Origin of the sequence: Candidatus Aalborgicola defluviihabitans (genome assembly GCF_016705985.1) — a bacterium.
GTDB lineage: Bacteria > Pseudomonadota > Gammaproteobacteria > Burkholderiales > Burkholderiaceae_C > Allorhodoferax > Allorhodoferax defluviihabitans.
In genome coordinates this window covers 1-9,598 of sequence record NZ_JADJKN010000026.1, presented here as the reverse complement: position 1 = coordinate 9,598, position 9,598 = coordinate 1, and the positions used below count along the sequence as shown (strand labels likewise).

Annotated in this window: 8 protein-coding genes and 4 pseudogenes; 6 read left to right on the top strand and 6 right to left on the bottom strand. The window is 57.8% G+C overall.

Annotation, left to right across the window (positions count from 1 at the left end; translation table 11 throughout):
• Positions 1 to 136: 136 nt before the first annotated feature.
• Both IPI80_RS21585 and IPI80_RS21580 read left to right on the top strand, forming a co-directional pair.
• Positions 137 to 554, top strand: a pseudogene (locus IPI80_RS21585) (GNAT family N-acetyltransferase).
• Positions 544 to 732: pseudogene (locus tag IPI80_RS21580) on the top strand (sulfurtransferase TusA family protein); the annotation flags it as partial. The pseudogenes IPI80_RS21585 and IPI80_RS21580, both read left to right, overlap by 11 nt.
• A 525-nt stretch (positions 733 to 1,257) precedes the next feature.
• Here the strand turns inward: IPI80_RS21580 and IPI80_RS21575 are convergent.
• Positions 1,258 to 1,446: a Lar family restriction alleviation protein gene (locus IPI80_RS21575; RefSeq protein WP_413863640.1), complete on the bottom strand. Its 189-nt coding sequence runs from the start codon at positions 1,444 to 1,446 to the stop codon at positions 1,258 to 1,260.
• Positions 1,447 to 1,989: 543 nt separating this feature from the next.
• Here IPI80_RS21575 and IPI80_RS21570 point away from each other — a divergent pair.
• On the top strand, positions 1,990 to 3,024 hold the full coding sequence (locus IPI80_RS21570) for a transposase (protein ID WP_413863638.1): 1,035 nt from the start codon (positions 1,990 to 1,992) through the stop codon (positions 3,022 to 3,024).
• A gap of 194 nt (positions 3,025 to 3,218) precedes the next feature.
• A complete protein-coding gene (locus IPI80_RS21565; RefSeq protein WP_413863636.1) occupies positions 3,219 to 3,500 on the top strand; it encodes a transposase in 282 nt (93 codons plus the stop codon).
• 1,109 nt (positions 3,501 to 4,609) lie between these two features.
• Here the strand turns inward: IPI80_RS21565 and IPI80_RS21560 are convergent.
• Positions 4,610 to 5,446 carry an IS110 family transposase gene (locus IPI80_RS21560; protein ID WP_413863634.1) on the bottom strand — a complete coding sequence of 279 codons (837 nt, stop codon included), beginning with the start codon at positions 5,444 to 5,446 and terminating at the stop codon, positions 4,610 to 4,612.
• A gap of 128 nt (positions 5,447 to 5,574) precedes the next feature.
• Here IPI80_RS21560 and IPI80_RS21555 point away from each other — a divergent pair, with 128 nt between their 5' ends.
• Entirely contained in the window at positions 5,575 to 5,889 is a 315-nt protein-coding gene (locus tag IPI80_RS21555) for a hypothetical protein (RefSeq protein WP_413863632.1), read from the top strand.
• Between the two features lie 913 nt (positions 5,890 to 6,802).
• Here IPI80_RS21555 and IPI80_RS21550 read toward each other — a convergent pair.
• The 4 genes and pseudogenes from IPI80_RS21550 to IPI80_RS21535 form a co-directional block, all read right to left on the bottom strand.
• On the bottom strand, positions 6,803 to 7,318 hold the full coding sequence (locus IPI80_RS21550) for a hypothetical protein (protein ID WP_413863630.1): 516 nt from the start codon (positions 7,316 to 7,318) through the stop codon (positions 6,803 to 6,805).
• Position 7,319: 1 nt separating this feature from the next.
• Complete coding sequence (locus tag IPI80_RS21545) at positions 7,320 to 7,487, bottom strand: hypothetical protein (protein ID WP_413863628.1); 168 nt, start codon at positions 7,485 to 7,487, stop codon at positions 7,320 to 7,322.
• A gap of 381 nt (positions 7,488 to 7,868) precedes the next feature.
• The gene (locus IPI80_RS21540; RefSeq protein WP_413863625.1) at positions 7,869 to 8,327 is read right to left on the bottom strand and encodes a MerR family DNA-binding protein; all 459 of its coding nucleotides are present in this window, start codon (positions 8,325 to 8,327) and stop codon (positions 7,869 to 7,871) included.
• A pseudogene (locus IPI80_RS21535) lies at positions 8,311 to 8,481 on the bottom strand (heavy-metal-associated domain-containing protein). Before IPI80_RS21535 ends, IPI80_RS21540 begins: the two are co-directional and overlap by 17 nt.
• 144 nt (positions 8,482 to 8,625) lie before the next feature.
• Between IPI80_RS21535 and IPI80_RS21530 the strand changes: the two are divergent.
• Positions 8,626 to 9,598: pseudogene (locus IPI80_RS21530) on the top strand (heavy metal translocating P-type ATPase); the annotation flags it as partial.

Sequence of the window (9,598 nt, the reverse complement as noted above, 5' to 3'; positions counted from 1 at the left end):
GATGCCGTCATAAGCCCCATTCGCAAAATCACATGAGCTTCCTGATTCCCGAGTCGATCGAAACGCCCCGATTCCCCCGTCTTGGAAATCCGTCACGGATGAAGACTGGTTCGCGCTGCATGAATACTATGGCGATGTGCAAAGCGTCAAGTACACCACCCTTCAAGCTTTGACGGAAGAGGACAGCCGGCGCACCGTGGGGAGCATCGGCAGGCATTGGCAGCGGCTCGGCTATGGCCCCTACCTGGTTGAGGAAAAAGCGACGGCGACCGTGCTGGGGCTTGTAGGCCTGTGGTATCCCAAAGAGTGGCCAGAGCCCGAGATCGTGGGCTCTGATCCGGCGGCATTGGAGCCAGGGCTATGCCGCAGAGGCGGTCCGGTGCCGCCAGGCGATGGCGGCGCACCATCTGCCAGACCTGCGCCTGATCAGCCTCATCCACGTGGAAAATCAGGCGTCGATCCGCTTGGCCATCGCGGTGGGCGCCACGGCGGAGCGGGAGATGCCGTTTCGCGGCGCTGTATACCGCGTCTACAGGCACCCATCTGGCAAATAGCAATTTGACGCATCTGGCCTGCCCTGCCCTGCTCTGCTCGTTGCCCATCGTCAAAACCAAAAAGGCACTGGCCGACATGACGTCGGGGCAGGTGCTGCGCGTCATCTCCACGAACCCGGGTTCGGTGCGTGACATGACCGCCTTCGCCGAACAAACGGGCAATGACCTGCTGGAGAAATTGGCACTTCACTACGACGGCCAGTTTTCACTTGCCAAAGCGGAGCCGCCGCCGCATGAAAACATGCGCATCGCCGGGCGCCCATCGTGGTCAAGGGGTTTCCAACCGCATTGCCTACAGCCACGGGCAAATCACCGACCGTTTCCACGGTGCCCAGACCGAGCGCTTTGTGCGCGAATTTCTGGACCGCCTTATTACCCAGCACACGGCAGGAACTTGCTTCTTCCAAAGTGGTTGCGGGCTTTTGCCGCGTGATGGTCGGCGAGGTTGTGATGATTTAATTTACCGGAATGCCGGCAGTTGGCAGAAAGTTGTCCGCCGCGTCATTCCTTTACGGCAGTCATTGGCTTTGATTGACCAGAATATACGACGGGTTTGTAGAATGGGTGCCATGCAAAAGTACACGGCTTTATCGACAAGAAATGAATGTTCATGCGGGGTTGCTGGTTGCTGCTGGTTTCGTAAAAGCCCGTCCGTCGGGTTTATTTCGTCGTCTAGCTTGGAAATGCCAAGATAGGCGCTCGGCTACATTAAGTTATGCCTTTTATTCCAGGCCTTAGCCGACCTATTTTCGTCGTCAGATGTTTTGTAAATTACAACCGGGCCGGTTGCTCCGCATGAGTTACAAAACATCATCGTTATTTCATTTCCGTCTTGGCGCGTGTTCCAGCACGGGCCGATCTCGTTGCCGCCACAAAATGGACAATTTTTCATGGCAAATAAACCTTTCGAGTGGCCAGCCTATCCATGTCCCGAGTGCGGCGTTGAGAAGCAATGGATGGTTGGCGCTGCCAAAAACTCAGGCGGTCACAACGTGTGTGTTTTCTACTGCGGCCACTGCAATCACAGAACAACACATTTCGTCGGCCGTAGTTTCTGGGAATTTGGTATTGAGCCTCAGCCTTTAAAAACAAATTGGCAGCTTCCTGTTTGCGAGGTTTGTGGCGAAGAAGGTGCCGAGAATCACCATTGGGCACCTGAGGCATTGTTTGGTGCAGAGTCAAGCTCATGGCCTACCTCTTTTCTGTGCCAGAAATGTCACTCGCGTTGGCATTCTATGGTTACTCAAAATATAGAAAGGCACAACATGGTGTCAACCTCGCCCCTTCGGGACATGCTGGACGCTGTGCGATGTGCCGCGCAGCGCCGGTTAGCTCTACGTTGAGGCTGTAAAAAAACCTCTCCCACTGGCATTTTTCGTCTACCCCTGCGTGGCCTAAAACGTTGTGTTTACATCCCCAACGTACTGCGCAAAACATGGCCCGCTACAAACCCCAAGACCGCAACAGCATGCTGTTGCCAGTCGTGTTGTCTGAACAAATCGTCCCCGGCAGTTTCGCCTTCGCACTGGACTACCTCGTAGACAACGAACTCGATCTCAAGGCGATGGATGCCAAGTTCAAGAACGATTCAGTCGGAGCCAGTGCCTATGACCCCCGCGTCATGCTCAAGATCGTTTTACTGGCCTACAGCCAAGGTTTGATCTCCAGCCGGTCCATCGAACAAGCCTGCCTGCGTAACGTCCTATTCATCGCCATCAGCGGCGACAGCCAACCCAGCCACACCCACATCGCCAAGTTTGTCTGCAGTTTGAGCGACCAAATCAAACCCCTGTTCAGCCAAGTATTGATGACCTGCGATGCCCAAGGCCTGATCGGACGCGAGATGTTCGCCATCGATGGCGTCAAGTTGCCCAGCAACGCCAGCAAAGAGCGCAGCGGTACCCACGAAGAATTGCGCCACCGCGCCGATCGGTTGGAGAAGGCAGCCGACAAAATACTGGCCCTGCACCAGGCCCAAGACAAACAAGGCCTGGATCAGACGCAGGTACTAGAGCCCAAACGCCAAACCCAGATGGACGCCCTGCGCAAAGAAGCAGCACGCACCCGGGAATTCCTGAGCACCTCGCCCAAACGCATAGGTAGCAAAGGCAAAGAACTCAAATCCAATGTCACAGACCCTCAGAGTGCCAAGATGGCCACCAGCAAAGGTGTCATGCAAGGCTACGCGACACAGGCCGCGGTGGACAGCGCAAACCAAATTATCATTGCAGCGGACGTCATTGGTTCAGGTTCCGAGCAAGCCATGCTGCTACCCATGATTGAGCAGGCTAGTCCCTATCGCACACCAGATACCTTGGTCACCGCAGATGCCGGTTACCACAGCGATGCCAACATCGCAAAGCTGATGGAGCAAGGCATTCCGGCCATGGTTGCCGACAACCAAATGCGATACCGCGATGAGCGCTTGCGAAACGGACAAATACAAAGGCAAGCCCGACCCGCTGTCTGAGAAGAAGGCCACCGGGCAAGAGCAAGAAGTCAAACGCTTTGGCCCCAAGGACTTCAGCTTTAACGACAACAACACCGCGACGTGTCCTGCGGGTCAATTGATGACTAGTGCTGGCACGATCTACCTCTCATCAAGAGGTTTGCACTACCAAACGTACACCGCCAAAGAGATCGACTGCAATGCCTGTGCGCTGAGTGGGCAATGCCTCAAAGGCCCAATCAAACCGAACTACGGACGTGGTCGTCAGGTCACCCGCTTTGTGCCCAAGCCCCAAAGACACCGCAAACCCAAGCGAGCGCATGCGCCAAGCCATCGATTCGCCCAAGGGACGCCAGCTATACAGCCAGCGCTTTGGCACCGTGGAGCCGGTGTTTGCCAACATCCGGCACAACAAGCGCCTGACGCGGCTGAACCACCGAGGACGCACCAAGGTCAACCACCCAGTGGAACCTGTACTGCATGGTGCGCAACATTGAGAAGCTGTCCAAGACGGGCATGGGGCAGCACAGAACGCAATAGGGTGAAATAGGCCCTGAACCGTCAATAGGCGCGAAACGGATCCAAAATGAGGCACACTTTGTAGATGGACACAAAATTCACGAAAACTGATCCGCGAAGCGGAGTGCAGCCGAAATGGCGCGCGTGGAAATCGGGTTTTTTACAGCCTCGTTAGGGTCCCAAAATTCTGGATGCTTATCGAGTAAAGTGACAATTCAATGCCAGAATTTCTTCACCGTTATCGGAAGCATCCATCCGATTGCGGACAACGCCGCCAACCGTTTGGTGGTACTTCCGATCACTCTAAAAAGCGGACGCGCGAATGGGCGAACTTGTCTTCCATTACCGCCCTCAAGCAGCCAACAGTCGCAGGGAATGTGGAGGCCGAGCTGGCCAAGCTAGCGTTCTTTGCCAGGTTTAATGGGGCCCAAAGGTGATCGCGAGATTGTTGAAACCTTCGGCCGTTTCTGGTGCGGCTGGTAACTGCGGAAAGAAATCACCACTGGGGCTCGAGTCGTTGAGTTCCCGCATATGTCGAAAAAGGGATGCGACCTAACAAATCGTATATGGACTCCCCCCACAAGTTCAAGAAACTAATCGATAGTTTGGCTTTGAGGAAGCGCATGCAGTCGTATATCCGGCATCTGGTGTGGACTCGTAATGGTCCGTGCCGACATGGAATCTGCGTCACCAGCGCCAATCGTTACAAACGGCAGGCACGCTGCCGGAAGAGTTATCGGCGTCTATCGGTGTGGGGTGAACCCGGTTGGCCATGATGGTCGATCAATCTCGCAACGCGTGATGGGTGTTCAGTTTCTTCTTGGTGACGGCTGTTTTGGATATTTTCGGTCTACGCTGGCATCACAAGCTCTCCCTATTGATCTTCTTGTTCAGCCTGGCACTCGCCAAACGGCTCCTTGTCCCGCAGCGTGGCATAACAAATCCGTGCCAGCTTGTTGGGCCAGCACAAGCCGCCTTATTGTGGTTGCTTCGACTCTGCACATCCAATGCCCAGCGGCGCACGCCGCACCTCGCGCCCGGCGTCCTGCGCCACCTGACGCACGCAGCACGCTCCTGGCCCCGTGGGTCAGCAACATGCGCAAGTAGCGATCCCCTTCTTGGAGATACGCCCCAGATGGCGGCTACTGCCCGAGCTGTACTCCTTGGGCGTCAGACCAAACCAGCTGGAAAAATGCCGCGCATCCTTGAAGTGACTCACATCGCCAGAGGTAGCTGCCACCAGCGCCGTGGCGGTCAGCAAGCCAATGCCAGGAATTGACAACAGTGTGGTGCAAGCTGGACTGAACTTGGCAATGGCAGCCAGTTCACGCTCCAGCTGCGCAATGCGGGCTTCGAGCAAGCGAATCTCCTCTACCAGCAGTTTGGCTGTGCCGCGGATCAAGTCAGGAACGGCAGTGTTGGGATCAGCCAGTATCCGGCTGATTGCTTCCACGCCCGTGCGTGCACCCACAGGGATGGCAATGCCAAACTCACGGCAGAAGCCGCGCAATGCATTGATGCGGGAAGTGCGTGTGCCCATCCACAAGGAACGAATGCGGTGCATGCCTTTCAGCGCTTGTTGTTCGACAGACTTCACCCGCACGGGACGCATGTCAGACGCACGCGCAGCTTCCAGAAGTGCGGCAGCATCGGCTGCGTCGGTCTTGTTGCGCTTGACGTAGGCGCGGATGTACTGGGCTGGCAACAGCCGAACCTCAATGCCCAGGCTATTGAGCCAGCGCGCCCAGTGGTGGGCGGAGCCACAGGCTTCCATGATGACCAGGTTTACTTCCCGGTTGAGAAACCAACGCTCGAACTGGGTGCGCGTCAGGCGCTGGGTTTCAATAATCTTCCAGTGTTCATCAGCCACAGCAAGTTGAAAGACGGACTTTGCAAGATCGACGGCAACGGTAGTAGCATTCATGTCGGACTCCTTACGTTGAAAGACCTGATCCCCATGCCCATGACGACCAGAGCGCCACTGTTGCGCAAAAAGACGGGGGAGTCCATCCCATCATTCACCGAGTTGCGCGATAAAGCCGCCAGCCAGTGATGGAGCGGACGCGCGAAGGTATCGCAAGTGAGCCCGACGCCAAGCTCCGTCGCCAGTTAGAAGTGCCGCGTTTCGTAACGCCGCGCCAACCGTTTGGCCCGATCTCTGGCGCGCGCGTACCCGCTTCACGGCATCACCAGCGTTGGGCCGCGCCGCTTGTAAGCGCGTTCTTTGCCGGCTTTCTATTTGCGGCTATATCGCGAGACTTGAAACTCTTCGGCCAGTTCGTGCGCGGCTGGCCACTCTCAAATGAAATCACCAATTGGGGCCGAGTCGATGAGCTTCTTGCACAGGCGAAACAGGATGCGACCTAACAAATCGCTGGAGCGGACGCGGAAGGGATAAAGTGCCGCTTCATGCGACGGCGCGCGCCGCTCAGTCACACGTTGGGCCCTCAAATAATGTCGGGCCTCTCACACAGGAGCGAAACATGTCCGTCGACGCTAACAAACACTTCACCCGTCATCTGGTGGGCGTCGGGTCTAAGTGGCCTCCTTGCTACCGATGCAGTAATGAAACTGGTGCCTATCCAACCGTCATAGACACGATGCAGGTTTAGTTTCAATGCACAAACCATGTTAGCTCGTGGTCTTGGCATCTTGCTTTGGGTTGCACTTACCTACGCCATACCAAAACAGCATTGGTGGTGCGTTGTTATTGACTGGTTATCCGGGTGGGGCGACCGCGATTCAGCTTGGGCAGAAACTCCGCCTTTAGCCATATCCTGTCTGGAGGCTCGGTATATTCCTTGGGCCGGTCCGCTTATGTGGAACAATCGCCAGTTATCGAGCCCTTCTTTTTCCTTGATGCGGTTCCGTGGAGAGGTTTAGGTCCAACAAGTCGCTCCAGCAGACGCGCCAACAGCCCGCGCCGTTGAGCTTGTGCGCTAAACCGGAACTATTGCTGACAATCGAACGGCAGCCGTTCCTTCTGGGTACTATTGCAATCGCAGACTACTGCCCGTCACCCACATCACAAGTGATTCGGATTCCCCGATAGTAACGACCGAGAGCAAAGGCTTCACTCACAACTAAATGAGCTGCTTACGTATATTCCACGAGGGCTAGAGGCAAGTTCTACCACAACTTTCTTGCAAAGACTGTCTCGCTTATCACCCTTTCGGGTGAAAATCAGATAGTCAGAGACGTTAAACTTGGACCCCGGCGCCGCCCGGGTAGCGCTTTCAGGATGACGACGCACGGCCGACAGGTCAGCCAGGGTGCATCGTCAAATGCCGGGCTCAGGGGCAGTACCTAACCCGCTTTGTTCGTACAAGCTGGCGGAATGTCCATTCTTCGTTGTGCCACGCCAGCACGTAAGCGTCTTTGGCCAAGCCTTCGCCCAATGATGAGGATTTCGCCTTCCAGAAACCGGTCGGGTGCCGTGGCCCATCACCATCGCCATCACCATCACCATCACCATCAGCGCAAAGGACCTGCGCCCTCGCACTCTGGTACCGCCAAATCGATGGGCTTGTATGGCGTTGCCGATTGGTTGCTGGGCTGCCCCAAGGCGATGAATAAGGCGGCCTTCCGTTTGGGAAATTGAGCAAAATTGGCCTCTAGCCCTCGTGAACATGCCTAAGTAGCTATGAAAAACAAAGTAATCGACCGTCCACCAACTTTTTAGTTTGGCAACGTTGCGGCCAGAGGCAACGCGTGGCGAGCTATCGCGGATGTGAATGTGTTCGCGTGCCAGCTCTACCCAGCCTTCACGCTCGAAACGACGCAGCAGGCGCGACACTTCATTTCCGCACCGTGCCCAGCTCGTCGGCCAGTTCCTGGTGGGTGAGCGTTAGGTCGGGCCCTGGCCCAGCAGGGCAGCGGGCCAGGCGTTGGTCCAGGCGCTGGAAGGCCACGGCGTCGATCAGTCCGGTCAGGTTCGCCATGCGCTCGGCAAACAGGCCCAACACGGCATCGCGAAAGGGGTGTCTCCAGCCATTACAACAGCACTGGCGGAATCAGCAGTAGCGTGGTCGGCTTATGGCTGCCGGTGGCCGACAGCGGCAGGCTGCGAAAGGCCAGGCGCTGGAGGCCAGGCACAGTTCGCCTGGCACCACCCGGTACAACTCCAGTGAGCGTCCGTCGCTGGAGTGGCGGGCTGACCTTGACTTCTGCCTTCCACCAGTGGAAACCCCTGCAAGCGGGCCTGTGCGCTGCTGAACAGCACGGTACCAGCGGGCACGGTCAAGGGCCCGATCGACGTGCTCCGTGAGTGCAGCGACGGCTCCACGCCGGCAAAGTGCCGGGTACAGTGCAAGGTCGATCATCGGCGCAGTGTAGCGGCGGGCGGGTTATGGGCCTTCAATGACAGCGGCCCCGGTGCCGCCTTTGCCGGCCAAATCATCCAGGATAGTCAGGGCGGGCGTCACCATGGCAGTTCTGTGCAGGTCTTGTGAGCGCTGCATGGCCTGCATGGCAGCCCGGCGGGTGTTCAGCTCATCCATGTGTTTTTGGGCGATGCGTTTCACGCTGGCGCTGGCACGGCTGCGGTTGTGCCAATAAGCCCACCAGCTCGAAATCTCGGCCATGGAAAAGCCCAAGTCACGGGCCACGCTTGATAAAGCGCAGAGTGCGCACACTGCCGGGCTGTGCCTGACGGTAGCCGCTGTCGGTGCGGTTGACCCGCCCCAAGAGGCCCAACGATTCGTACGGCGCAGCATTTTTGCCGAAACGCTGACTGGCGCTGCCTCGCCAATGGCAATGGGGCCGGCGTTTCCGTTCTGCCCCCCTGACTCAGTCGGCAACGGCATAGCCTCTCTTCAGTAATCGCAGCCGCCAGCGCCTGGCGTGGCTGGTTGGATTGCACCTGCACGCTGTTGTGGCTGCGGTCAATCACCACCTGTGCCTGTGGATCCACTTGTTGCAGCGCTCGGTCACGGCCTTTTCGCAATGGCCGCAGGTCATGCCGGTTACGGTAAAGGTTTGTCTATGGGGTTCCTTGTGGGGTTGTTGAATTAGAAGAGCCACGTTTGAACTTTACCACGGTGGGAGTCACACCTGTCCTTCCGCACTTGACCTTCCTATGGCGGAGGGTTTAGGCTACACACCATGGAAACAAACCCTACTCCCTCCGCCGCCGGCGCTACGCTGGACATCGGCATTGGCGGCATGACCTGCGCAGTATCCTGCGTCGGCCGCGTTGAGCGCCCTGAAAAAGTCCCCGGCGTGCAGGACGCATCGGTCAACTTGGCTACAGAACTGGCCCGTATTGTTTTTGCGGGCGATGCGCAGATGCCGGTACGCCTCAAACGCGCCGTGCGCGACGCTGGCTACGAGCCGCGCAGTCCGGCTGAGGTGGATGCCTGGAATCGGTATCACCGTGGGCCGGATTTGGGCCCGGTGGCACTGGCGCGCTGCTGTCGTTTCCGGGGGCACTGCCCATGGTGGGTGACTGGTTTGGCCAGCATTGGATGTTGCCAGCCTGGGTGCAGTTTGCGCTGGCGACGCCGGTGCAATTCATACTGGGTGCGCGCTTTCTCTGCAAGGCTGGCTGGCACCGCCGTGCTGACGCGCAGCGGCAACATGGACCTGTTGGTGGCCATTGGCACGACTGCGGGCTGGGCTCTGGTCGGTGTGGTTGTGGCTACAGGCCGGCGATGGTGCCATGGGGCACCTGTACTTTGAAGGCTCCGCCGTGGTCATTACCCTGGTGCTGCTGGGCAAGCGGCTGGAGGGCGCGCCAAGCGCCAGACCACGGCCGCCATTCGCGTTCTGCATGGTCTGGGCACCCGGATATAGCCCATGTGCTGGGCCGTACGGAGAGGTGGATATGCCCATCGCAGAAGCTTCGCGGTTGGCGACCGGCTGGTCGTCAAGCCCGGGGAACGCTTTCGGTGGATGGCATCTTGCAAGAAGGCGCGACCCAGGTGGATTGAACTTACGCTCACCGGCGAACCGGCTGCCGGTGCGCAAAGACGCAGGTGATGGACTCACCGGTGGCTCGATCAATGGCGAGATGGCCGTGTGGTGCGGCGTGTCACAGCGGTGGGCGTGGACACTGTGCTGTCGCGCATCATCCGTT